The sequence below is a fragment of the Paenibacillus crassostreae genome (assembly GCF_001857945.1).
Taxonomy (GTDB): Bacteria; Bacillota; Bacilli; order Paenibacillales; family Paenibacillaceae; genus Paenibacillus_AQ; species Paenibacillus_AQ crassostreae.
The window spans coordinates 240,064-265,220 of sequence record NZ_CP017770.1 but is presented as its reverse complement, the minus strand read 5'-3'; the positions used below and the strand labels follow the sequence as shown (position 1 = coordinate 265,220).

The 25,157-nt window shown below is 39.0% G+C and carries 19 protein-coding genes; 2 read left to right on the top strand and 17 right to left on the bottom strand.

From position 1 onward, the window contains the following. Positions 1-25: 25 nt before the first annotated feature. Complete coding sequence (locus tag LPB68_RS01245) at positions 26-1,792, bottom strand: sensor histidine kinase (RefSeq protein ID WP_068658625.1); 1,767 nt, start codon at positions 1,790-1,792, stop codon at positions 26-28. Further along, a complete protein-coding gene (locus tag LPB68_RS01240) occupies positions 1,789-2,472 on the bottom strand; it encodes a response regulator transcription factor (protein ID WP_068658627.1) in 684 nt (227 codons plus the stop codon). Before LPB68_RS01240 ends, LPB68_RS01245 begins: the two co-directional genes overlap by 4 nt. A gap of 203 nt (positions 2,473-2,675) precedes the next feature. Between LPB68_RS01240 and LPB68_RS01235 the strand changes: the two genes are divergently transcribed. Next, positions 2,676-3,959 (top strand): agmatine deiminase family protein, encoded by a 1,284-nt coding sequence (locus tag LPB68_RS01235; RefSeq protein WP_068658629.1) that lies wholly within the window; start codon positions 2,676-2,678, stop codon positions 3,957-3,959. Positions 3,960-4,038: 79 nt separating this feature from the next. Here the strand turns inward: LPB68_RS01235 and LPB68_RS01230 are convergent, their stop codons facing one another. The 3 genes from LPB68_RS01230 to LPB68_RS01210 form a co-directional block, all read right to left on the bottom strand. Then, complete coding sequence (locus LPB68_RS01230; RefSeq protein ID WP_068658631.1) at positions 4,039-4,263, bottom strand: fibronectin type III-like domain-contianing protein; 225 nt, start codon at positions 4,261-4,263, stop codon at positions 4,039-4,041. 1,540 nt (positions 4,264-5,803) lie between these two features. Further along, positions 5,804-6,943, bottom strand: coding sequence for an SIR2 family protein (locus LPB68_RS01215; RefSeq protein ID WP_068658637.1), 1,140 nt, complete (start codon positions 6,941-6,943; stop codon positions 5,804-5,806). 439 nt (positions 6,944-7,382) lie between these two features. Then, positions 7,383-8,522 carry a protein kinase domain-containing protein gene (locus tag LPB68_RS01210; protein WP_083386541.1) on the bottom strand — a complete coding sequence of 380 codons (1,140 nt, stop codon included), beginning with the start codon at positions 8,520-8,522 and terminating at the stop codon, positions 7,383-7,385. Positions 8,523-9,561: 1,039 nt separating this feature from the next. Between LPB68_RS01210 and LPB68_RS01205 the strand changes: the two genes are divergently transcribed. After that, positions 9,562-10,779 carry an IS110 family RNA-guided transposase gene (locus tag LPB68_RS01205; protein WP_071193199.1) on the top strand — a complete coding sequence of 406 codons (1,218 nt, stop codon included), beginning with the start codon at positions 9,562-9,564 and terminating at the stop codon, positions 10,777-10,779. Positions 10,780-10,908: 129 nt separating this feature from the next. On the opposite strand, the gene LPB68_RS01200 is transcribed toward LPB68_RS01205, so the two are convergent. The 12 genes from LPB68_RS01200 to LPB68_RS01145 all read right to left on the bottom strand — a co-directional run bounded on the left by LPB68_RS01200 (position 10,909) and on the right by LPB68_RS01145 (position 24,924). After that, positions 10,909-11,934 (bottom strand): zinc-dependent alcohol dehydrogenase family protein, encoded by a 1,026-nt coding sequence (locus tag LPB68_RS01200; RefSeq protein WP_232510136.1) that lies wholly within the window; start codon positions 11,932-11,934, stop codon positions 10,909-10,911. Positions 11,935-12,145: 211 nt separating this feature from the next. Continuing rightward, positions 12,146-12,445: an ArsR/SmtB family transcription factor gene (locus LPB68_RS01195; RefSeq protein ID WP_068656577.1), complete on the bottom strand. Its 300-nt coding sequence runs from the start codon at positions 12,443-12,445 to the stop codon at positions 12,146-12,148. Positions 12,446-12,789: 344 nt separating this feature from the next. Next, positions 12,790-13,266, bottom strand: a complete 477-nt coding sequence (locus LPB68_RS01190; RefSeq protein ID WP_068654854.1) for a GNAT family N-acetyltransferase — start codon at positions 13,264-13,266, stop codon at positions 12,790-12,792. A 304-nt stretch (positions 13,267-13,570) separates the two neighbouring features. Next, the gene (locus LPB68_RS01185) at positions 13,571-14,341 is read right to left on the bottom strand and encodes a nucleotidyltransferase domain-containing protein (protein WP_068654856.1); all 771 of its coding nucleotides are present in this window, start codon (positions 14,339-14,341) and stop codon (positions 13,571-13,573) included. 706 nt (positions 14,342-15,047) lie between these two features. Then, positions 15,048-16,334 (bottom strand): IS110 family RNA-guided transposase, encoded by a 1,287-nt coding sequence (locus tag LPB68_RS01180; RefSeq protein WP_068654858.1) that lies wholly within the window; start codon positions 16,332-16,334, stop codon positions 15,048-15,050. A gap of 623 nt (positions 16,335-16,957) precedes the next feature. Continuing rightward, positions 16,958-17,029: a 30S ribosomal protein S9 gene (gene rpsI / locus LPB68_RS23815; RefSeq protein WP_157756165.1), complete on the bottom strand. Its 72-nt coding sequence runs from the start codon at positions 17,027-17,029 to the stop codon at positions 16,958-16,960. A 35-nt stretch (positions 17,030-17,064) separates the two neighbouring features. Then, positions 17,065-18,396, bottom strand: coding sequence for an NtaA/DmoA family FMN-dependent monooxygenase (locus LPB68_RS01175; RefSeq protein WP_068654860.1), 1,332 nt, complete (start codon positions 18,394-18,396; stop codon positions 17,065-17,067). 611 nt (positions 18,397-19,007) lie between these two features. Beyond that, positions 19,008-20,135, bottom strand: coding sequence for an NtaA/DmoA family FMN-dependent monooxygenase (locus LPB68_RS01165; RefSeq protein WP_068654864.1), 1,128 nt, complete (start codon positions 20,133-20,135; stop codon positions 19,008-19,010). Between the two features lie 32 nt (positions 20,136-20,167). After that, a complete protein-coding gene (locus tag LPB68_RS01160; RefSeq protein WP_068654866.1) occupies positions 20,168-21,205 on the bottom strand; it encodes an LLM class flavin-dependent oxidoreductase in 1,038 nt (345 codons plus the stop codon). A 159-nt stretch (positions 21,206-21,364) separates the two neighbouring features. After that, entirely contained in the window at positions 21,365-22,801 is a 1,437-nt protein-coding gene (locus LPB68_RS01155; protein WP_068654868.1) for a DHA2 family efflux MFS transporter permease subunit, read from the bottom strand. A gap of 101 nt (positions 22,802-22,902) precedes the next feature. Continuing rightward, on the bottom strand, positions 22,903-24,237 hold the full coding sequence (locus LPB68_RS01150; RefSeq protein ID WP_068654870.1) for an NtaA/DmoA family FMN-dependent monooxygenase: 1,335 nt from the start codon (positions 24,235-24,237) through the stop codon (positions 22,903-22,905). A 261-nt stretch (positions 24,238-24,498) separates the two neighbouring features. Continuing rightward, complete coding sequence (locus LPB68_RS01145) at positions 24,499-24,924, bottom strand: MarR family winged helix-turn-helix transcriptional regulator (protein ID WP_068654871.1); 426 nt, start codon at positions 24,922-24,924, stop codon at positions 24,499-24,501. Between the last annotated feature and the right edge of the window lie 233 nt (positions 24,925-25,157).

Below are 25,157 nucleotides of genomic sequence, written 5' to 3'. Positions count from 1 at the left end.
ATTATCTGGTTACCCTATGTTTCATTTATTCCTCTTCCAAGAACATCTCTAGAGTGAACCAGAAAACAACCCCTTCATCCGTATTACAGCTGCCGCAGGATTGACCATGATCATTTACAATCTGTTTTACGATTGCCAGTCCCAAACCTGAGCCTGACATGTTCCGGCTTCTGCTCTCTGCAACTTGATAGAAACGGTCCCATATCCGCTGCATGTGTTCTTCCGCAATCGAATTCCCCTGATTCTTTACAGCAACGCGTACGGTTTGGGACGAAAACTCCTCTACACTAATAGTGATTGTACTTTCAGGATACGCATGCCGAATGGCATTACTAATTAAATTTAACATAATCCTTTCCACTAACACAGGATCTACATACACGATATAGTTCTGCTCTGCCTTAAATACGAGCTCCAGCTCACTTCCATTAAGCTGTTCTTTCATCAATCTGATAACCCGTTCCAACAGTTCCTTTAATGAACAAGCTTCAGGGTGAAACAAGTTCATCTCCGAATCGTACCGCATTAACATCAACATATTGAGAATGAGTTCTTCCATCCGCTTGCATTCATCGATAATCGTATCGGTGTATAACCTTTTTCTATCCTCAGCTACCCTATCCCTTAATCCTTCAGCATAACTTCGAATGATGGACAAAGGTGTTTTAAGTTCGTGAGATATATCCGAAATGAAAGCATGTTGTATCCGCTCAAGTTGCTCTTTTTGTTCAATATCAGAGAGCAATTGACTGTTCATCTCACGCAGCTGGGAGAGGGCAACATCCAGTTTGCCGGCGAGACTGGTTAAATTACGAGACAACATCCCAAATTCATCATTACACTGCAGAGGTGTAATTACAGAAAAGTCCATGCGTTCTAATCTTTTAGCCATATCATTGATCTTCAGCAGTGGTTTCGCCACAACCTTTGAATAGAACACCGATAACAGTAGTATGAGTAAAATACCGCCCGCACCAAAGTACAGATAATAAATTCTAAGCGAGGCGTAAGTTGTGTCTAACTCAGCTACTGAAGAGACGACCATAGCTATGCTGGATAAGTTCCCTTCTTCCAATATAGGGTGTAGAAGAATGAGATTTTCTGCGTTACTCCATGGTTCAGTCCATTCTTTAGTAATCGCCTCTCCCGATTCAAGCATCTGCAGCTCAGTATCAGCCAGTGGAAAGTTCCCTATAATCGCAAAGTTAAGGATCCCCTCCCGTATATTCCACTGATCCGCCCGCGGTAGAATGATATGGACAATCCTTCCGGTCAGTACCTGCATGCTGGTTTGTGAATGTTCTGTTCTCCTGGAAATCAGGGCGCCATCATTCTTTGTAATTTGTGTTGAATAAAATATCTCTTTATTTCCCTCATACTGAAAAAGACCAGTTACGGAAATGGTGTCTCCGATCTTTAACCCTGTATTCTCCAGTTCTCCGGAATGCGGGTACACGTATAGAGGAATTGTAATTTCTTGGCCATTTTCCAAAGTAATAACAATCTTGAATGGATTATCGAACAAATAATTCCCGCTTTTGTCCACAACAACAATCTGGGCTTTATTGTCATTGAGAAATGCTGACAAAGCGTTAATTCTATTGAGCTCGTCTGTACTCTTTTCGTATTGATCAGCAAATGCTCGTGTATTTTTTTCAAGGGATTTTAGTTCCCGGTACTTATAGAAGTCTTCAAAGAATACTAGCTGCCCCACGTACATCAGCAGAAACAATACAATAAAAACGGAAGATGTTAATGTGAAAAGCTTAACTATAACACTCTTACCATTCATGCTCTAACCTCAAATTTATATCCGTATCGAGGGATGGTTTGAATCAAATCTGACGCGTTACCGATTTTTGCCCGCAACCGTTTGATCTGGGTATCTACTACCCTTATATCACCGTCATAATTATATCCCCATATCTGATTAAGGATACTTTCACGACTCAGTACAATCCCGCGGTTCTTTACAAGATATAGCAGTATATCAAACTCCTTCGGTCCGAGTGAAATTGCCTTTCCGTTAATTTTGACTTCATGTGCAGGGCGATTAATGGCGAGCTCGGTGCCCTTAATCACCGACTCGCTTGAAGAGATAAAACCTTCTGTACGATCCAGAAGATTGTTGGCCTTAGCCACTAACACCATTGGGCTGAATGGTTTGCCAATATAATCATCGGAGCCCATTTTATATCCCCTAAGCTTATCTTCATCCTCGGATTTAGAAGTCAACATAATAATCGGAATGTTTGATCTGCGCCGGACAGTTGTACACAGCTCCCATCCATCCATGACTGGCATCAGAATATCGGTAATGATCAGATCTATAACATTCTCTTCCAGTAACGAGAGTGCTTCACGCCCATTCTCTGCTTCAACCACATTCCATTTCGCTTGAAAAAAGTAGTCAGCTATGACTTGTCTCAATCTGGCTTCGTCTTCAACGATCAACAAAGTACGTTGGCTCATAATTCATTGCCTCCATTGGATGATGAGTTTGATAAGTTATGTAATATAATATTACATAAACATTCGACCACACAAGATGTTTTTTAAAACGAAACCACTAAAATATAGAATTGTGTAATATTATATGACACAAAAACTACACAGGCGAAAACTATAATCAACTTATCACAGGATGTGGTTATTAAATCATTGGAGGGTCAAACATGAAAAAAATTGCTCAGAAAACACTGATGGTAGCCTTGCTTGGAACCTTATGTCTCCCCGTTTCGATGCATGCCCAAGGAACAATTGCCGATTATAAAACGATGGCCTTTTCAGAACGTTCTGATTACGGGTACACCTATCCGGCTGAATGGGAAAAGCAGAAGTCGGTATGGCTGGCATGGTCGGGTAGTGTTGAACCCAACAAAGTGTCTATTCAAATCATTACAGCTCTACATAAGAAAGTACGTATCGATCTTGTTGTCGAGAATGAAGCTGCCAAAAAAGAAGCTATGACCTGGATGGATTCATATAAAATTGATAAATCAAAAGTGCAGTTCCATATGTATGGAGGAGCCAATATTTTCATCCGCGATCCCGGGCCATTATTCTTAAAGACGACTGACGGAAAACCGCTCATTGCTGATTTTAACTGGAATAATTACGGAGTAGATACAACAAGAGCACCTTACTCGCTATCCCGCGGAGGCGTAGATAAGATTATGGCCAAGAAGCTGGGAATGAAGACCATTACCTCCAGCTTTGTTGCTGAAGGCGGTGGCTTAGAGGTAAATGGCGAGGGAGTTCTGCTTACTTTTAAGGATACTGCATTACAGCGTAATCCCGGTAAGACGCTTGCTGAAATTGAAGCAGAATATTTACGGATGTACGGACAGAAAAAGATCGTATGGCTGGAACGCAGCCCTTTACAAGATCGGCGTTCGCCCGATAATAAGCCGCTGACCGGCAATTATTTTGGCGGCGGGGCAAACGGCCATATAGACGAAGTAGCCAGGTTCATTAATCCAAATACAGTCCTTGTTGCTTCATATCCTAAATCGGCCTTAAACGGGCACCCACTAGGAAAAGCTGATTATCATGTGTATGAAGAGGCCGCCGAAACTCTGCGAAATGCAACGGATGCAAACGGTAAACCTTTCACCGTAATCCAAGTAGAGAATCCTGATTTAGCATTATTCTGGGAGGAACGTATCGTTCCTGCGAATGATGATGAATACAGCCATTTTGGTATTAAAGCCGGTGAGACGGTTTATCAAGTGCCTGCGGTAAGCTATATGAACTTTCTAATCTCGAATCAGGTCGTTCTTATTCCGAAATACTGGCGGGAAGGCCTCCCGCAACATGTGAAGACATTGGATGATCAGTTCAAGAAAACGATGCAGACGGCTTACCCGGGGTATAAAATCGTTCAAATCGACCCACTTGCCGTTAATTTTTGGGGCGGAGGTATCCACTGTATCACACAGCAAATGCCGGCATACTAATAATTCTGTTTTGATTATAGATTTAAGCGTAAAGAGGGCTGGATTAATCCAGCCCTCTTTATCAATACATTTGTGCTCGTCATTCAAACTCAGGTTCTAATATAAATTCTTTCTTATTCTTTGTTGTGCTATCACTTCCAATATAAACAATGAATTGCCCAGGCTCACTTGTGTAATTCATCTTGATTCCATAAAATTTCAGCATATCTTCTGTAATGGTAAATGATACGGTTGTACTTTCTCCTTTTTGCTTTAGTTCCCTGAGCGGTCTTACGACGCTTCCAATGACATCCCTGATATACATTTGAACAGTTTCCGTTCCTGATGTTTCTCCAATATTCTTTATGCTGACTCCCGATCCCCTTACACCGGAGAGTTCTTCCGTGCTGCAACTCCAAGTTCTTCACACGTTCCATGGTCTTCGCCCATAGGATTGAGACTCGACGCTCTCTTGTCCCTTTCGGGTTTATCTTGACGATGTGGCAGGATTCACTTTATGTTAGGGTCTGCTGTTTTGCTCGCACTCCATAGGGAGTTACTTTGTCACAGGGCTTCAACCTTAGGATCTCTCCACCAGTTGCCTGTCAGCTACGAGGTGACTTGGTTCTTACCTCGACCGGACTTGCACCGGCTAGTTGTGCCTAGCTTGGCTAGGCGTAACCCTAGAGATGACGCCCATGTTAGGCGTACATACCAAAAGCATGCGAAAACTAGTTTCACATGCTCCATTTAACTCTCTTCGCTCCTGCTGATTATTTTGTATATTCAGCATCACTCTGTATATATTCTTAGTTGTACGCTCAGAAGAAGGATCCACTGGGAAGAGGTGTTCTTTTTTATAGGTACCGCATAGGATCGTTTTTTTAGGTAAGGATTATCCAAAAGTTATTAACCGCCCTCCAGGGCATGGTACCGCCTTTGGCATAAAATCTTCGCTTTTCTAAATCTTCTGGTCTATCTTTGTAAACACTTTTCGTTGCACTTTCATCGAAAACATCATCTAAGGGCTTCTTTATTTCGGCTTTTTGGAGCACCAGGACTGTCTGAATAAATCGAATGGTTTCACCAGATAAATGTATTTCAAATCGTGTATCAACTAGCCCATCGTTCGGATCATTCCTATCTGAAGGCAATGGATTTAGTAATGGACCTCTACGTGTAACATTGCTGCGCCCATCCATTCTCGGAGAACAGAAATGGAATATTACTCAACTCCCAACCTTTATGTGTGGGATTTGACTCGTTCTTACCATCTCATAGATCTTTCATTTGATATACCGAGTATCTCCGATACTTCTTCATAGAAAGCGCTATCCTTGACCTTTAATCTTGATCATCACTAAATCTTCACTGCCCATAAGAGCCTTTGGAACTGCCCAGAATCTTGGCATATGGACATAACAAAAAGGAGACAGTCTTAAGTAGTCTCCTTTATAATGTTTTATTGGCCAATCAATATAGAAATAAAGATTCATTTTGAATACACGACTCGAACGTATGACACTTTTATTTTCAGAAAACATATTATCTAACTCCTGATAATCGAGCTGATAGAAGTTACACTCTTTTGATGGAAGCCCTAAAAACGAATAGCAAGATTCTCCAAGTAGTCAGACCTTTTCATTCTTACAAGTGTCTCAGGAATATGTCTATGTCTTTCAATAATGTACTTATAACCTTTTTCTGTTGTCAATTCTAACTTCATTACAAAACCTCAGAGATACTCTTCTTCGAAGATTTTTCGTCATCTATACTCCGCACTGATTTCTGATAATGTTTAGGAATTCACGATAGGACCCAGCCTAACAATGGATTGGCATCAAGATTTCGGCCTATTTGTGATACTATTCACTGCGTTGGCTGTAAAAATTGATACTGTTAGCACCATCAAATAAAACCCTTGAATCGTTTTCAATGAATCTTCCCTTAGCTCCTATTTCTAATCCTAATGCAGAATTAATTTGTCTAATAAATGATGCCTTATCCTCTGGAGTTGTGGCATAATCTACTATAACGAATTTTAAAGGACGTGGATCTATAGACTGTGTGGCAATCTTTATTCTTTCAGCAATTGCAATGTTAATATGCTCATCCCTGAAACTGTATCCGATGACAAACAAAGCTTCGCAAAGTTGCTCCATATCACTCATCTTTTTTACAAGTTCTTCATAATAAAAATTGTAAGGTGTTTCTTGTATCTTATCACTTTTCCGTCCACCGGTTATTATTGAAGGGACGATATCAAGCTCTGCAATTCTATTATATATATTATGTTTTCTTATTACTTCATTTTTTATTTTAAAAATCTTATTGTTTTTCATATCTTTAAATGAAGATAAAGATCCATGCAAATGATACAACTTAGTTTTACAATCTTTTTTGCTTTTTTTCACTTTCTCAGGATTGAAATAATAACGAGGCATCTCATTACTTACTGCAAACCACGGTCCAGCTTGATGATAATATTCCATAAATCCATTTTTATCTAAAGCGTTCAGAAGTATTGTCTCTAAGAGTAGATCATAATTTAAAGTGAATAAATCCACGTCATTTTCGTCCTTTATGATGGAAGTGAGCCAACTAACAAAACCCTGAAGTTTCATATTAATCTGATGGATTTTTACATTTCCATTTATAATTTCAAGAATCAGGGCCATATACAGATTGATAGATTCTCGTATGGAGTTCTCATGTTTCATTAGTTCGGATAATTCCAAGCCATTAGCATCAATAAATCTATCTCCATGCAAAGTATTTCTAAAGAAGGATTGGTGGATATGTAAAGCATCGTAGAATTTTTCAATATAAGCTATACATTCTTCAAAATCACTTTTATTGTTTTTATCCAACATGTGATGTTCTATAAATGCTTTATGTTCTGGATTTAAACGATCAAAAAATTTCTTGGTTATATTGGGTAGAGAAAATTCACTATTTAAAGCAACAGATAAACCATTTCCAGTTAAGACCACTATGTTGGTCAATCGAACTCCCCCTACTAATTTGTTTTTTTTTATGAAATGGTCTTTGATTTAAGCATTTGGAATAAAATCTCTATTACTAAGGTTATCTTACCATATCCTTTGGAAGTCGAAATAGATATACATCCGATAAGAATAATGATCTTTTTATTGAAACCTACTAAAATTCTAATTCATATCCCTTATTGAGGTAATCAATATTTATACACAATAGCTGCTGTGCGCATAAACAACAATTTTACCTTCAAAACAGAAAATCCGCGCCCATCGCGGATTCCAAAAGGTCTTTGTTCTTGTGCTCTTACAACTGTTGTTTAATGTTAGCGTGATCCCTTTACTCTTTATATAGATTACAATAAATAGACTGATCTTTATTATCCTTTGTTAATTGAGTATATTGTTTTATTTGTAAAGTCTAACAACATGAGCACTTTCTATTTTATTAGTCTTTTGATTCTTCCTCTATGCTCAATAGTTCCGACTTCAATTTCTGAAATGCTTGACTCATTTCTTTCATGTTTGAGAATCGCACTTCAATATCTGGTGAAAGTCCTTTTATGATGAATTTTTTAATTGATTCAGTTTTATCATAGATACCAAGTTTTCTACCGGATAGGATGAAATTCACGACCTGAGCCAGAGCATATACCTCATGCCTCGTTTCATAGTTGTTAAATCCCACTATATTTAAGGCTGGATCATTGAGTGTACCCTTAATGCTTGATCCATTACTTGTTAGACTACTTTCCCTAAGTTTAACCAATCCAAAGTCAGAGACCTTGATAATATTAGATCCATCATCGTATATCTTTACTAATATATTTTGATAGCTAATATCTCGATGTAAAATACCTGTACCATGGATATAGGAAAAAGCTTTGAATAATTGAGAAATAAGCGCAATACGTTGTGCCATAGAAAGCTTCGTATTGTTCTTTAGGATATATTTCTCTAATGTGGAGTCAACAAACTCCATTGTGTACTCACTTTTCTCTTCGTTATAATTGTTAACCTCTACAATATAAGGGGAATTAAGTTTCCTAAGTTCAAGATATTCATTTTTAAAGCGCTGCAGTTCCTTATCTGTTAAATCTTTTTTTGCCTTCTTAAGAGCAAAATGTCGGTTATAGTGTTTATCTTTAAATTTATAAACAGTCGCATATGATCCCCCACCTATGGATTTAAGAGTAAAACTATCTACGGTCTGCGATCTCTTTACATCAGTTACATCCTGTAAGATAAATGCCGGAGTGTACTCTATGATATCAATACGCGGAAAATCTTCTGGTATTGGACTGCCATTTGATTCTCTTAAAAAACGTCTGCAACGTTCAAGGATATCTTCGTAATGAGGATCAATAATAAAGCGATATGATGAATTACTCAACTGTGCACGCAGTTGGCGATAAATATCGATTAGTTCCGAAAGTTTTCTACTAGGTACTGCATTATAATGCCCTCCTACACCTGGAGTGTTTCTAGCATTCATATATTGAAGAAGATCATTCAGTTCTGTATGTAATCTGGTAAATACATATTTCAGATTCTCGTTAAAAATTCCATCGTAAAGGTCCTCGTACAATGATGTATTATCCGAAGGGGTAATCAAACCAATCTTTTGGTTAAATTTATTTATTATTTTCTCGATCTCAATGTCCGATTTAATTTAAACCAACCTCCAATATTTTTATTTAGTCTCCTTCAATTTAACTTTTATGTCCACAGCATTGATGTGTACTACAAACGTTTGTCTCGTTCGCTGGGTTACCACTTTCATATTACTAAACGGAAATGATTTCAGATAGCCATTTGGCTTTCCAAATTTATTATGGGGTATTTATTCCGAACTGGATAGAGAATTAGCCAGAAATCCTATTGCTACAAATGCCTATATATATGACATGTCTGTTTCTTCTTTTATTGTACTATTTATATTCTTTTCAAAACAAATAAAACAGCTACATAATCCGATAATATTTTTCGCTACTAAGATGTTGTCTGCCAGTAAACTTATTAGAATTACTCCTCGATACAAGCCTTCAAATCTGGGGACTGTCAAAAGAACTACTTACCCAATTAACCGATTACAAAGTCTCTTTAGATACTTTGTAATTATCAGTAAGTAATAGCACCGCCACAATGTAGGAACCTTTATGTCAAAATTCTATAATGTAGGCAGTTTAGTGCATTTTAGCGTGACATTATTTTACCTACATAAAAATAAAAAAAACCTGATTTATCAGGCTTTTACAGATACTGCTTATGTAGGCACTTTAGTGTCATTGGACAAAAAAAGTAAAGGCAACCGATCATAATGGCCGGTTACCTTTGTGTCTTGATTGCACTAACGTTCTCCGTTAGTCATGCATGCAGCGCAAGCGCTGCACCACAAATGATGAAAATGGGACTACAAATCTGTCTATACTGCTACTATGGCTGGGAGAGGAAGGTCGATCAACTATGGTGCCTTAGAGCCCATCCGTTAGTCTGACTCCAACGATCACGGTGCATCACAGATTGTCGCTCCCTATCTATTGGGAAGCACTCATGGGAGATTAATCCTACTCTGATTGTTGCACCAGCCTCTTACCTAATTTAGCCATAGAGAGGATATTTTTAAGGTGGAAATCGTTGTTGAACGAGCATGTGGTATGGATATTCATAAGGATAACATTACAGCATGTATTCTAACGTCGAAGGGAAAGGAGATTCAAACGTTTTCAACTAAAACGGTGTTTTTATTACAATTAATTGACTGGATTAAACAGCATGAGTGTACTCACGTTGCTATGGAAAGCACCGGCGTATTTTGGAAGCCTATTGTTAATTTACTTGAAGCTGAAGGAATTGAATTCTTAGTGGTAAATGCTCAGCATATGAAAGCATTGCCTGGACGTAAGACGGATGTCAAAGATTCGGAATGGATTGCAAAGCTCCTACGTCATGGATTACTTAAAGCAAGTTTCATTCCAGACCGAAATCAACGGGAACTTCGAGAACTTGTTCGGTATCGTCGTAGTATCATTGAAGAAAGGGCTAGACAACATAATCGAATTCAAAAAGTATTAGAAGGAGCCAATATTAAACTCAGTTCTGTTGTTTCTGATATTATGGGCGTCTCCTCTCGCGACATGCTCCGTGCCATTGCTGATGGTGAAGATGATCCTGAGAAACTAGCGAACTTCGCTAGACGCACCATGAAACGTAAAAAGGATGAGCTCGCACTTGCTCTTCAAGGTTATGTAAACCCTCACCAACGGCTGATGATTAAGACCATTTTAACTCACATTGATTTTTTAAGTGACCAGATCGTGATTTTAGATCAGGAAGTCGCTACGAGAGTAGTCCCTTTTCATGACGATGTCGAACGTTTAGATTCAATTCCTGGGATAGCCACTCGAATGGCAGAACAAATCTTAGCGGAAATTGGAACCAATATTAAGAAGCAGTTTCCCAGTGCTGCGCATTTATGCTCATGGGCTGGACTTGTACCTGGGCATAACGAAAGTGCAGGAAAGAGAAAATCTGCTAAAGCTAAAAATGGAAACAAATATCTGAAGTCCGCCTTAGTTGAAGCAGCTCATTCTGTTGCAGCGTCAAAGAACTATCTAGGTGCCATGTATAGACGAACCGCAGCGCGAAAAGGAAGGAAACGGGCAGCGATCTCTGTCGCGCATGCTATGTTGAGAATAGCCTACTATCTGTTAACACGTGAAGAAATGTATGTAGACCTGGGTGAAGATTATTTTGACAAACAGAAGCAACAATCTATTGTGAAATACGCAGTTCGACGACTAGAAAACTTAGGTTATTCTGTAACTATTGCAGAAGTTTCTTAATTCATTAATATACCAATATCCCTTATCTCAGGTGCTGTGACCTTCAAAAAAATGAATGAACCGCGTCTTATTTATGTTTGCCTTTTTACAGTAACTGCAGATTTAATTTTCATGGGAGTTGAATAGCGACTACTCTGAAACTCGAATTACAATTTTCCCAAATGCACCACGTTGAAGATGCTTGTACGCTTCAATGGCTTGCTCAAATGGATAAACTGTATCAATTACAGGCTTTATGTTTAGTTGGTTAAATGCCCTTTGCATATCGTCAAAGGCCTTTTTATGACCGACATTGATTCCATGGATTTTCACTTGTTTTGCAAGCAAGGCAAAGAGGTTAACCTCTGCCATCATCCCACCAAGGAAACCAATTACATAAATATTTCCTTGCATGGCAACTGCTTCAATCGAGCGGTTAATGCTCTCTCCACCAACGACCTCAAGAATATGATCTGCGCCGTTACCGTTTGTGAGCTTCAGAACTTCTTTTTCCCAATCTGGGGTTTTGCCATAGTTAATGACTTCATCCGCGCCTAATGACTTCACTTGCGCTAACTTTTCATCACTGCTCGAAGTTACTATTACTTTTGCACCCAATGCAGATGCGATTTGAACAGCGTAAACGGATACGCCTCCTGTTCCTAATACAAGAACTGTTTCACCTGCCTTAATATTTCCATACTCAACCAAGGAGAACCATACGGTAAGTGCAGCAATTGGAAGTGTGGAGGCTTCTTCGTCTGTCAAATTATTCGGTGTAGATACAGCTGTATCTTCGTCGAGCAACATATACTCCGCAAGCCCGCCATCGTTTGGTCCGCCAATTGAGTACAAAGAATCATCAGGACTAGGTTTTCCTTGGATCCATTTTGTAAACATATGGGACGTTACACGATCGCCGACCTTAAATTTTGTCACTTCCGAACCGACACTTATTACTTCGCCAGATGCATCAGATACAGGTACAAACGTTTTGTTGTTCATGAGATCTGGGATATATACCCCATCAACAATTGCTTTATCGCGGAAGTTTAGAGAAACGGCCTTTACTTTCATGAGAATTTGTTTAGCCCCTGGCTTCGGAGTTTCAATTTCCACCAGCTTAATGTTCTCCAACCCAAGACCTTGTTTTTGCCATGCTTTCATTTCAATCATTTCCTTTCCTTCTTTAAATTTTCGTATTGAATTTGACCTTAGACGGGGAGTTAACGTTGTTTAACGATACAAAGCACCTCCTCAAAATAATATTTACATATTTAAAAATATTAATATGCTTGAGTAAATAAATTTACATATTGCAATTTGTCAAAATGAAAACCCTTAGAAAAACTGAATTCAACGAGTGAATTCAGTTTAACCAAGCGGCTCATTTCTGCAGGAACTTTCCGATTTCATTAATCGCCTGTTCATTCCTTCTGTAATAGGTCCATTTCCCTAAACGTGTAGCGTGAACCAATCCAGCTCTTTGCAGTATGGAAAGATATTGCGAAGCAGTGGACTGATTCATATTCAATTTTTCAGTAATTTGGCTTACACAAACCCCAACCTCAATAAGATCAATCCCTTCTTGGGGCGCAAAATGGGCGGACGGATCTTTAAGCCACTCTAGAATTTGAATACGCGCTTCATTGGATAGAGCTTTAAAAGTATCAATTGGGTTGGTCATGAGATCATTATATATTATCATTTTGCAATATGTCAAATCATTGATTCTCGTCCAGTCTACAACTTTATTTCCTCAGTCTAATACTTTATTTTCACTGAACACTATGGATTCTTAAAAGAGAAAGCACCTCCCTATATCTTATTTTCTTTGTTACAGCTTTTCTACTAGAAAATTCATTACCACATTTTAGAGCAGTGGTTATTTAACTATGCTGCCCGTTAGCTGAACAAAGGGCTACCTCACGGCAGCCCTTTCATTATTGAACTATAGTTCTCCGTTAGTTCAATCCTAAGAACGCAGAGTTTGATAAAATTAACCATTCTTTTTTCATGGGTGGTAACAAATCAGAGTCGCAATACGGTTATTGACTCGTTGTTGCAGATTTCGCCGTTGTCACGGAAGCCGAAGCTTTCATAAAGCCTTTTGGCGACGTAGTTATCTGCCGAATATGGGATCCAACAGTAATGTGCAGGCCCAGCTGGAAAGGTGCGGATAAATTCCAAGATTTTTTTCATGGCTTCCCGTGCGTAGCCCCGGCTCTGATATTGCTTGTCAATCATCAGTCGCAGGATGCAATAGTTACCTTCTGCGATTGACGGGTCTTCATATCCGGTGATTCCATAAGTCAGCATCACAAAACCGACAGGTTGCTCATCCGCGTAAATGGCAAACGGTAATGGATAGCCCCCATTGGTTGCAAGGACATAACATGAAGCCGCGCTTGAAAGATTGGATGCAACGAAGCGGCGTTGGTTTTCTGAAACTTCCAGGTTAAATATGACACGCCGGTTTTCTAGCGTGATTTTTCTGAGAGTAATCATGCAGGGCTTCTCCCTTCATTATCTAAATTACTGAGCATGGATATTGTATTATTAAATTCCAGACTTCGTTGTGCTAATCTGCCAGTTACTTCAATGAAAACAGCAGGCTACCGTAGCGCCTGCTCATTAATGTGTATCATTCAACTAAAGTTCTCCGTTAGCTCAATAGTCTTATGTTTTAATTAGAGTCGCTGCTTATAGTTGTGAGGCTTGCCGAACACCTAATGCAGTGACGTCCCGACGGGCTTAGGGGGCTGAATGTGGTCACTCGCTTCTCAGAGTGACCCGAAGCGTCAATATGGTGTTAGTCGAAGGAAGTTCTGGAAGCAGCCATTGCATCTAACGCATTCTCAAAATAGCTATATACTTCATCTGCAATTACCAGAAACTCTTCAACAAGTACATTATTACTATCCAAGTAACAAGCATAGAGATAATCAACTAAAGCGGAGTCAATCTCACAATAGTTTAATATGGCATTCTTCATCTTAATAATGTCATCTTGCCATACACCTGTATCTTCTAAAATTAAAGAGTATAATGCACGAATTAATCTCTTAGAGTAACCTTTAATATATCTAGTTTTCATTGTGTTATCACTAGCATTAGAAAGTGAACTACGTACACGATCTACTTCCTCCTTGGTCTCTGTATTTAAGTCTAAAATGAACTCTGGAGAAATAATTATCGGTGGTACTTTTTCACCAACGTCATGACCATATATGCAAACACAAATTATCTTAATCCAAAAACCCCACTCATTTGGTTTGCTTAATACATCGTCAATCGAGCAAATTATCGTATCAATCTTAGTTAGTAATGGATATTCTTCCAACAGCCTTTCTTTAATATTTGACAATCTTTCGTAATCAATATCATTGGGATTTACACATACAATAGTAAAGTCTGCATCTGACTTAAAAGGTTTAGCAGTTCCTTTTGGAATCGAGCCACACATATAAATGCTATGAATCTTACCTTTAAATTCGGTAAGTATATTATCTATATACTTATCAACAAAATCCTTATATTCACTTTGTATTACAATTCTTTTTATAACTTTTTCTAATATCATATAGACTCCTCCCAAAATAAAAAACGCCCCAAAGCCAAATGCTCTGGGACGATATTAATCGCGGTACCACCCAGGTTGCTGTATTTTCACACAGCCACCTTAATTGACTATAACGGGTCAAACCGATGGGTATTAGCCATACTCTGGAACTGGCATTTTCAATCAGTACTCTAGGGTTTTCTCAGTCATGAAACCCCTTCCTGTGAAGAGTTTAATGATTTACTTTTGTTCCATCATTGATTTACGGATATTGGTTAAATATTACTCTTTCCCGTCACCTTAGTCAAGAACTTGCTCAAGATAACTCCCTCTATGGAGAATCACTTTTCTCTTAAATGCTCATGTTTACTTAGATTTTGACCAAATTTTTTTCTTAGAAGACAACTTTTTAGTGGAACAAAGTTGTAGATAAAGAAATTAATGGACTTTGTTAATTTACAAAAACTCCTCACCTAGACCACCCAATGCAAAAAGTGGTTGCTTCGGTAAAGTATGGTTGCACCTATGGATCTCCACAATAGCTCACGGAGGTCAACCCATGTCTCACAGAGTCTACGCTCCCACATTCCTTCATTCAACCTTTCCATGAGGTGGAGGTCAGATATGCTGCCCGACAGGATCTTCATCCGTATGTTAGTTTTATTCCGACTCATCCGTGCTTCTGTTGTCTGGTTTGTTTAGGTCATCATTTAGAAAAGCGTTTATGTTAAGCTGCTAACGGTAACTCTGCCATTCGAGGGATATCCTGCATCATCTTGCCTTCATTAAATTCATATCCTTTTTTCAACATGCCAAATAGTACCCGAATAAGCTTGTTACACAACGCGATGAGGGATTGCATCTTCTTCAACGGATTTACCGCTCGTGTTGTGTAATACTTGTGTAGTGCTTTAAACGCTTCATTCTTGGCTACTAACGGCATCATTACACGGAAGAGTAAGGCTCGAAGTCGCTTCCTGCCTCGTTTTGTAATTTTGGTCTGTCCTTTATGTCTGCCCGACGTGTTTTCTTTAAGATTCAGCCCTGCGAGCTTAATAATCTGCTTCGGATGTCGGTACTGACTAATATCTCCAACTTCAGCGAGAAAACCAGCGATGGTGTCTCGACCAATCCCCTTTATCGCTAATAATTGCTGTACATATGGAACTTCCTTTAACAATTCTTCCAATTTTTCTTCTAGTTCTTCAAGCTTACCATGAAGCAACTCATATTGGGCCAACAACAATCGCAGCTCCATCTTGGCCATATCTGATCCTTGTTTAATGCCGACTGAACAGCTGGCTGCTGCCTTTAAATTCTGGATTCGGCCTTGACCAAGCCCTAGTTTTTCAACTTTTCTTAGGTACTGCAACAAGGTATCGTCCGATACTTGAACAAGCTCATGTGGCAGTAGATAAAGGCTCAGCATCTGTATAGCTGACTTACACTCCCAATCCTTAAATACCGTCAGAAACTCTGGAAAATAACGATCCAACCAGTTATGGACACGTGCTTGTACAACACAAAGGTCAGTTGTCAGGTGATCGCGAATTTTTATTGCTTCCCGAAGTTCTGCATAAACTCCCTGTGGAAGGCTAGGTACGGCGTATCTCCCGTCTTTGACCAATTGAGCAATAATTTTTGCGTCTTTAACGTCATTCTTCGTAGGTGAATTATCGTCTAGTTCTTTACTTTTCTTCACATGCAGTGGATTCACCACACCATATTTCACTTGCTTTTCTTTTAGGAAATGTGCAAGGTTCAGCCAGTAGTGCCCTGTTGGTTCCATTCCAACGATAACGTCCTGGAAACATAGCTCCTTTGAGATCTCCCAGAACCAGTTCACGAATAACTCAAATCCTTCTCGGTTGTTTTCAAACGTAATGGGCTTCACAAACTCGACTCCGCGGTAGTCTTGTGCTCGAGCCACATGCTTGAACTTTGCAATGTCGACTCCGACAATTAAGGTAGAAGAAGTAATTTGATTAATGCGTTCATTTTGAGTAGAATTCATTTTGTAGTCTCCTTGGTTTGTTTTTTGGATCCGTTCGCTGGCCAGCTCTGGGACCCAATAACATCATACCAAGGATTCTTTTTGTTTCTCAAATCTCGTTTTCTTCATTATAGGAATGCTGCCCGTTAGTGAAATAAGAAAATAATAAGCAACAGTTACGAACAAAATCATAACAAAATAGACCAAACATATTATATATATAAAATATGTTTGGTCTATTTATTTACATACGTTTCAAGGTTATCACCCTGAGATAATACTTCATCAGGATTCACATTGTCGAATTTATCGATGATCACGTTACCCTTTAAAGTATATTGTACAGCTAAATTTATCGGGATAAAAACATAAAAGTTTATATTTTCTATACTTGTACATATTTTATCCCGAATTATATGGGAGAAATTAAGCGGGATTATTGTATAGAGATAATAAAGTTATTTAATTTTAAGTTAAAAAGATAAGAGCCTTACTACAAATTAATATCTGGAATTAATGCCAGAAAAAAAGCACCAGAAAGTTGCCGATGCTTTAAATCTGTTGAGTGCTTTATAAGGTTCAAGTTGATTTGAACCAACTTGAACCAAAAAAGCTCTGTAAACACTGATATATCAGTGTTTCTATTAACGTTTTGAGAACCGTGGTGATTTACGTGCTTTCTTAAGACCTGGTTTTTTACGCTCATAAAGAAGCACAGGCCATTATCAGCCTGTGCTCTATATTACTTCTATTAAGATAATCGTTTATCTACACCATATTGATAGGGCACACCAAGATTTTCTCTTAATGTCTCTCCATCATAATCTTCATGGAATACACCACGTTCCTGTAAGATAGGGACCACTTCTTCTACAAAACGTTTTAAGTCGGTTTCATAAGCATCTGGTAGTATCCAAAAGCCATCTGCTGCGCCACTTTCAAACATTTCAGTTAGGTAATCCGCAGTTTCTTTTGCATCACCTAATGTTGCAGGATGGTAATCAATCACAGAATGATAAATGATATCGCGTAATGTCCAACCTTCACGCGCCACCTTTAAAACATTCTCAGCACGAGGATCAGAGTAACGGTCGATTTTTACCTTGTCTAAAAGTTCTGGTGCGATCGGGCGTTCTAAATCTTCAGGAGTGAAGCTGATTCCTAATATCATTCCGATATGAAATGCACGTTGTTGTACTATATTTTCATCCATAAAACTTGCGTGACGATCTATTGCTTCACGTTTAGAATTTGCAACAACCGGCATGAGTCCTGCGATAAATTTAATCTCATCTGGATTTCGACCCGCGTCTATCGCAACCTGGCGTAGTGCATTTCTTGTAGCAATACCTTGTTCTATCGTCCACACTTCACCAATCATTGCACTCGCATAGCGTCCTGCAAACGCAATACTATTTGGAGATCCACCAGAGTGAAAGATGACCGGTTGTCCTTGTGGTGAAGGTGGAATTGGCAAGGCTCCATTTGCCTGTATATGTTTACCAGATATATGAACAGGTTTTACTTGGCTATAATCCGCAAATACACCGGTTTCTTTATCAGCTTTTAGAGCATCTTTTCCCCATGTTGCCCATAAGTGCTGTACAGTTTCTACGAACTCATAATGACTTTCATAACGTGATCTACTATCCATTAGTTTTACACCAAAGTTTTCTGCTACCTTTGGACTTGATCCCGTAACAGCATTCCAAGCAATACGTCCACCACTCATTAAATCTATCCCTTTAAATTGACGTGCTAAAGTAAAAGGATTATTCCACTGAGTATGTACAGTTGACGCCACACCAATGTGTTTTGTTTGTTGTAATATTGCAGTGGCAGTAATGATAGGTTCAAGCGTCATCGATGGCACCTCCCTGTTATCATCGGGTATTGCTCCAGGGAAATCACCTACAAATATAAATTGAAATTTACCTTTTTCAGCAAGTTGAGCATAGCGAATATCTGCATTAATATCTGGATAAGTAGTCACATTGACACCCTCACTTTTCCAAGCTTTAGCATTTGCACCGTATGCCCCTGTAAATCCTAAACCAAGCAACATTTGTTTTTTTTCAGACATAAATAAATCCCCCTAATTTATTTTCATATGGTATCTACTTGCTAATATGACTCAAAAATAAATAGACAATAACGAGTCAAACGTTCTATAAATATCTACAATCTTCAATCTTATATTTCCTAATCATTTAATCTGATCTGATTCATTTAAAATACGTGGGTCAACGCCTAGCTGATAATCTAGATTGTTGGCATGTTTAACGAGACAGCTTTAAACATAGCATTGACTAATTTAATGAATTTCAGTAGATCGATCAAAACGAAAATAATACTTAGCTGTTGCTCAGTAAATAAACATATTTAGTATACTAAATAGTTAATCAATTACAACCAATAAAGAACCATCAAATGCCAATTATCCAATATTTCGATTCATAAAGTACCAGCGATCACCTCTGTTATGAAGATTCCCTTTTTTCTTCAGGGTCCTTAATTGTTTAAAAATAGAAGCTTGAGGATTCGTTTCTTCCGTTACTAATAAATTGTTTGTTTTTGAATCGAAACATGAAACAATCTTCTTTGCACTTATTCCTGGGTGTTCTTTTATACAAGTGAGGATAATGTCCTCCATTTTCATTGGTCACACCTCTCCTCTGTTTAATCAAAGTATAATTAGATAGAATATCTATTTTCTGGATAAGGTAAACCCAAATTTCCACGTAAGTTGTTTGATTCATATTCTTTACGGAAAATTCCCCTTTCTTGTAAGATAGGAACGACTAAATCAATAAAGTCATCAAACCCTAAAGGATGCTCCTGTCTTATCAGCAATAGATCCATTGCCCCTGCCTCGTACCAGCTTTGAATTTGATCTGCCACCTTTTCTGCCGAACCAAAAAGTTTTGGTTTTTGTATACGGTAAATCGGCATCAGCGCTTGAAGTTCCTGGAATTTTTCTTCAGCTTCTCTTTCTGTCTGTCCTACAATCGGATTATGTGAAATCGCAAGTAGGAAATCATCAAACGAACGCCCTTCCAACTCCACTCTCCTCTTTAACTCTTGACTAAAAGCTTTTGCATCTTCTAAATTATCAGCTGGGAGAAATACACCGTCAGCATGCTTTGAGGCAATATTCATGAAATCCGAAGAACTTCCGGCTTGAAAAATTACCGGTCTTCCTTGTCTGGAACGGCTAATATTTAAAGGTCCATCTACTGAAAAATAGTTTCCTCTATAATTTAGAGCATGCATTTTTCGATGATCATAGAATACTCCACTTTCTTTATCTCGTATAAAAGCGTCATCCTCATAGGAGTCCCAAAGACCTTCGACAATTTCTAAAAATTCTTTTTTCATTGGATACAAGTCTGCTTTGGAAAGATGTGTGCGACTATAATTTGCTAATCCTCCTGGATTCGAAGTAACGGCATTCCATCCTGCCCGTCCATTACTGATTTTATCAAGAGAAGCCATCTGTCGGGCAACAGTGAATGGATCCGCATAGGAAGTTGCAATTGTTGCAGTAAGCCCAATAGAATGAGTCACCATGCTTAAGGCAGATAAAATACTTACGCCTTCAAACATACTGAGATAATGAGGAATCATCCCTGGACCAATATGGCTGACATCAACTAAAAAGATCGTGTCAAACTTTCCTTCTTCTAATCTTTTTGCTTTTTGTACATAGTAATCGATGTTCTCACTGGCATTAGCGGGCATATCTGGGTGACGCCACCCCATGTAATTCCAGCCTACTCCATCTATAATTCCACCAATTTTAAGCTGTTTTTTCTCCTTCATTTATTTCGCCTTCTTTCATTCTAGTCTGTTAACTATTTAGAACTAAGATTAAATTCTTCCGCCAGTAACTGATATCCCTTTAGCCGGCTTGCTTGGTCAGGATAAAAATCCGCGATCATAATTTCATCTACTAAAGCTTGATTTGCCATCCGCTTTAACTTTTCAGCAACATTGGCTGCACTTCCAATAACAAAACGGTCTTTATTATATTGACGCGCTTCCTTTTCCTGTGGTGTATAAACATACTTACTTGCTTCTTCCGTTGTTGGAAATGAAAAATCCCTTGAACCTGTTGCCATTCTTGCCCACATTAATTCCACTGGACCTGCCAAATAGTTTGCCTCTTCCTCAGTTTCTGCAGTAATAACTCCAATTGCTAACATGCTCTTTGGCTCATTCATATAAATAGATGGCTTGAAATTTTCACGATAGAAACTAAGCATTGGTATAGCTAATCTAGGTGCTAAGTGGGCTGCAAACACAAAACCAAGTCCTTTATCGATAGCGAACTGTACCCCGCCCTGACTGGAACCTAACATATAAATATCAGGGACTATTGATTCATTCCCTGGAACTACTATCTTCTTGAAAGGATGGTGAGCTGGGAAATTTCGTGAAAAAAACGAAAGTAATTGATTTAATTGTTCTGGAAAGTCATTTGCATTAATTGACTCTTGTGAACGTTGTAAAGCTAATGCAGTTAATCCATCTGTTCCCGACGCTCTTCCTATCCCAAGGTCCACCCTGCCAGGATAGAGGGCTTCAAGTAATGTAAAGTTTTCGGCTACTTTCAGAGGACTATGGTTAGGTAACATAATCCCTCCTGAACCTACACGAATATTTTTGGTATGTGAGGCTGCGTGTAGACTTAACAAATCGGGAGATGTACTGATTTGGCTAGGAGTATTATGATGTTCCGTGAACCAGTATCTCTTATAACCTAATCTGTCAGCTAGTTGAACCGTCTCTGTTGAATTTTTTAAACTTTGAATAGGATTACTACCAGGATGTACATGTACAAAATCTAAGATGGATAACTGCAGATCATTATAAAGTTCATCTTTGACCATTTAATAAAACTCCTTTTCAATCCAAGCTTTTAATTATATAAGACTCTTTTTCTTTACAGTTATCAGCTATATAACAAATAAAATATCGAAAAATATAAATACACAGGGTCAACTTATATAGATTATTTCAAAGTGACCCTGTTGTTTTTTATAAAAACATCAATGTGGCGAATTCATCACCTTGTGGTTGGTTACGACACGGTGGATGAAGAACCCCATGATCAGGTTAACTAATGCAATGACCATCGCGAACAAGAACACGTTGTGTGACCCCGACGCCATCGCGTTTGCAATTTCAATCTGCTTGGTCGGGGCGGGGGAGCCGTGTAAATAGTTGTCCATACCGCCTGTAAGGATACTGATTGCAACTGCTGTTCCAATTGCACCTCCTACCTGCTGCAGTGTATTCATGACTGCTGTGCCGTGCGGATATAATTCCGGCGGCAATTGATTTAGCCCGTTCGTTTGAGCTGGCGTCCAAATCAAGGCTATACCAACCGTGAGCCCGATATGCAAAGCAATGATAAATGCCACTGAAGAAGTAGGGGACATCGTTGTAAAGAACCATAACATGACTGTAAGGATAACGAGTCCGGGAATAACAAGCCATTTCGGTCCATATTTATCGAATAAACGCCCCACATATGGTTGGATGATACCGCTCAGTACACTACCAGGCAAAAGCATGAGTCCGGTGATTAACACAGACATTCCTTTACCAGTCTGCAGAAACATCGGAAGAATAATCGTGCTCGACATACTGATCAACATACATGACATTATAAGAAGCATCCCAATAACGTACATTGGATACTTGAAAACGCTCAGATTCATCATCGGATCGCGCATGACGTTCTGTCGCAGTATGAATAACACCAACGCGACGAGCCCAATGGCGATTGATATAATCACAGCCATGCTACTCCAACCTTCAGATCCTTCGCCTGCCTTACTGAAGCCAAAGACAACTCCTCCGAAGCCAATCGTTGACAATAAAACAGATAGCAGATCAATCCGAGGCTTAGTGACTTCGGTGACGTTTTCCAAATATTTAAGTCCTATCAACAACCCAATGACCAAAAGTGGCAGCGAGTACCAGAAGATATAATGCCATGTTAAATATTCTATTAATAGACCGCCTATGGTCGGTCCGGACGCTGGTGCGACCATGATAACCAGTGAAACCAATCCCATCGCCGCCCCCCGTTTTTCTTGTGGATAAATAATAAGAACGGTATTAAAAATGAGCGGAAGCAACAACCCCATGCCTACCGCCTGTAAAACTCGGGCGAACATCAACATTTCAAAATTGAATGCGAGCGCCGCAATCAATGTACCTACGATTAAACTCATGACCGAACCTATGAACAGCTTCCTCATCGAAAACGTCTGCAACAGCAACCCGCTTATTGGCATTAAAATGCCAAGAGTCAGCATGAAACCGGTTGTTAACCACTGTGCGGTTGCAGCCGAAATTTGAAAAACTTCGATTAAATTAGTCAATGCTATATTTAGAGCGGTTTCGTTAAACATGCCAACAGCACCGCTGATGAGCAAGGCTGTCAAGATGGCACGCGTATTGTATTGTTTCTTCATTGTATATCTCCTTAGTCAATTTAATTAATAACAGTTATTTTTTTGCATCCTAGTTTGTTTAAATATTCAAGCAGGAAGGGGTGTTTAATCTATTAGTTATTTTAATATTTCAGCCTTCCGTATTGATAAGGAACTCCCATGTTCTCGCGCAATGTTTTTCCTTCATATTCCTTGTGAAACAAACCGCGCTCCTGTAAAATCGGGACAACCTTTTCCACAAAATCAGCAACTCCATCATAGGCTATATCCGGAACAACCGAGAAGCCGTCACATGCACCAGCCAAAAACCATTCTTCCAAGAAGTCGGCAACTTGTACGGGGGTGCCTGCAACTACTGGATGATAGTTTATGACCCCATGCGCTAGAACATCTCGAATGGATATCCCTTTTTTCAGCAACTCTAAAGCTCTGTGGGAACGTGGATCCATTGGGTTGGCATTTGCCTTTTTCAACAAGTCAGCTGATAAAGGTTGATCAATATCTACCGAATTCACCGATAGTGGTAAACCAACCATGGAACCAAGGTACCTTACTCTACTTGGAATCTCTTCAGGATTAAAACTCATAAGCTGTCTTCGTCGTTCTAAACCTTCTTCTTCCGTTGAACCTATGGAAAACATAAAACCTGCATACATCTTGATGTCTTCGGGATTTCGCCCAAAACGAGCTGCACTTTGTCGAAGTGCTTGCCTGTGTTCACGAGCAGACTCAATGTCATAAGGGTTAGCGTAGACACCAGAAGCGTACCTAACAGCCAATTCCAATCCTTCATCCCCTCCGCCTGCTTGGAAAATAACTGGCTGACCTTGCTCAGAAGGAGGGATTGGCAATGGACCACGCGACGCATAATACTGCCCTTGAAGATTTATAGGCTGAATTTTTTCCATATCGGCAAATTTTCCGCCTTCTACATCTAACGTCCAAGCATCTTCTTCCCAACTTCCCCATAATGCTTGGACAATTTGTATGGATTCATTAGCCATTTCATAGCGTTCTTTGCGATTAGCAACCTGTTTACCGAAATTTGCTGCTGCTGCCGGTTTTGATGTGGTGACCGCATTCCACCCTACACGTCCATGACTTATCACATCCAATGCTTTGAACTGACGTGCTATGTTATATGGATAATTGAATGTCGTTGAAAGGGTAGCAACAAGCCCAATATGTTTCGTTTCTCTGGCTACAGCCATTAGAGCTAACATAGGATCCATAGGGTAACTAGGGGTCTGAGGACCTAAATCAACGTCTAATGCCGGAGTATCGGCGATGAAGATCATCTGAAACTTTCCTTTTTCAGCTAATTTAGCTCGCTCCACATAACTATCCATATTTGTGTAGGCTGCTGGGTCGGTGCCAGGCATTCTCCAGGCATTGAATTCGGCTCCATACCCCGAAACCATTTGTAGTGCTAGCTGCATTTCTTTTCTTTTTTCCATGTATCTTCTCTCCTTTATTTTAAATAGGCTCCAAATAAGCAAAAGAGCCTAGAGTGAATTATTTTCAATCAAATTTCAGTAGATCGGTCAAAACGGAAATAATACTTAGCTTACTAAGTAATTTATTGGTGATTACCCAATATCATTGTTTCGGATAGACGCATCATCTTCAGTGGAATCCCATAACCAAACCTTTTCCTGGTATATAGCCGATATAGACTAATTAATATTTAGGGTGCTAAATATCAATATAGAGAAAACTTAGAACAAGTTTCTCTCCATTCGCTTCATAAATTCCCTTAAGATTAAGCGTTCTTCCGGTAAAATTGAATGGAGTAATTTTTCTTGCTGCTGTTTCCATTTAAAATCAACCGGTTTCTTTAATTCATTGCCTTTGTCTGTTAGATAGATTCGCATAATCCTTGCATCTAGTTCATCACGTTTACGGTAAATAAATCCGTTTTGCTCCAATGATTTAACCATGTTTGTTACCGTAGGCGGCTCGCATTTTAAATGTTCACAAAGTTGCATTTGTGTTACCCCATCACCTAACCACAAACGAGCGAGTAGTTTATCTTGCCCAACATGAAGATTAAGTTCTCTTAGACTTTCGCTATAATCTCGACGCATTTTGAATGAAACTTTATCTAATGACTCACGAATATCGCAATCAACCTTATCGTTCATAGATATGCCTCCCATATACTTAGCAAGCTAACTATATCACAGTTTGCCCATCAACTTGTTTCATGAGTAATTTGATTACAGACACTAGAATAAAGCCTATTCTCATTTTTTAAAAGAGGGCAATAAATATTGCCGTAGTACATTTTTTTGTACTTATAGCAAGTTAGTACAAAAAAAGCTGCCACTATGACAGCTTCGAATCTTTAACTCTTACCCCGTTTCCTTAATCCATT